At 47.1% G+C, this 1,240-nt stretch carries 2 protein-coding genes; both read right to left on the reverse strand.

The window, feature by feature from the left end; all coding sequences use genetic code 11:
* Positions 1–71 precede the first annotated feature (71 nt).
* Entirely contained in the window at positions 72–284 is a 213-nt protein-coding gene (locus tag SPM24T3_RS23985) for a hypothetical protein (RefSeq protein WP_009639434.1), read from the reverse strand.
* Between the two features lie 14 nt (positions 285–298).
* Positions 299–1,240 (reverse strand): hypothetical protein (locus SPM24T3_RS23990; protein WP_009639435.1); only part of this gene is annotated, 942 nt, incomplete at its 5' end.

Consider the following 1,240-nt stretch of genomic DNA (forward strand, 5'->3'; position numbering starts at 1 on the left):
CCCGCTCTTTTAAAGGTTCGGGTTTCAACTCTGCAAGTTGCAGTTCTAGCCTAGATAAATCCCAGCCTTCTTTAAGAGTTAATATATTCTACCCAATCCGTGGCGCTAAAATCTTCGTCAGAGGGCCGCCAAGTCGAGACCTCCCCCGCATTCACTTTTTGATAAAGCGGAAGTTCAGTTAATGGGTCGTACTCCGATGGTGCAATGTAATCAAAATCTTCACTGGTCCGCGTTATAGCTTTCCCAGCGTTAAGCAAATCACTCGCTTCTAAAAATGTAGCCATGCTAGTTGCCTCTTTTAATTTGCCGGATACCAGTAATTGCCGTCACTCCAAAACTGTTTAGTCGTCTTGGCTGCGATAGTGAAGGTACCTGCACCACCTTCAAAGCTGCCCACAGCGACTACGCTGTAAGTAGCATGTAAGTTCCTAATATATACGAGAACTTGGCCTAAAGAGCTGGCTGCTGGCATAGTAAATTGGGCGCCGTCACTTGCGGGCGTTATTGTATTAAACGGAGTGAAAGAACTCATCGATCCACCGCTTGTGATTGACGAGGCATCGAGCCTAAGCTTTTGCCAAGCTCCGACAGGATTCATGCCAGTCATAAAAGTGTTATCATTTTTCACGACTTGAAGCGCATAAGTTGTAGGCGCTTTTATTTCTACGCCAATCGCATTACCTTGGCCACTAAATCCGACGTTGTCGCCCGATGAGTAGAAGCCTGCGGTGGTGGCGCTAAAGGACACGCAACCGAAAGCTCTCCCCACATAACTGACAAATCCAATAATTCCCGCGCCTCGGGCTTGGAAGAAATTACCAATTTTTTTCGAACCTAAGCTAACGCAGTCAAAACCGTAGCCTGATCCGTCAGTTTTGTTGTTAACAAGCCCAAGTTCATAACCTGCTATACCCGTTGCGAAAGAATCTGCATTGAGCGTTATGTTAGTATTTTGCCCCCACGCTTTAGTGAAGCCTGCGACAATCATTAAAGACCCAGCGTTCGGGGTTCCGGTGGTGCTACCAGTGCCGTCACGCACGTACCAAGCCGTATCTATGGTTATTGTCGTGCCTGACATGGAGAGTACTAAACTTGAATAAACTACCCCGGCGGTAGTATCTTTGACGTCAATAACTTGACCTTTTTTAATTACGGCGGAACTTGTGCCGATGCCAGGTGCAGTAACGGTTGTTGACGTAAACGTTGTCGCAGAATCTGTAACTAAGGCAGGTTGCGCCGT

Origin of the sequence: Serratia sp. M24T3 (assembly GCF_000257645.1) — a bacterium.
Classification (GTDB): domain Bacteria; phylum Pseudomonadota; class Gammaproteobacteria; order Enterobacterales; family Enterobacteriaceae; genus Rouxiella.

Bases quoted from the DNA above. Each gene is read 5' to 3' on its own strand.
- SPM24T3_RS23985 (WP_009639434.1), bottom strand. From the start codon at position 284: ATGGCTACATTTTTAGAAGCGAGTGATTTGCTTAACGCTGGGAAAGCT.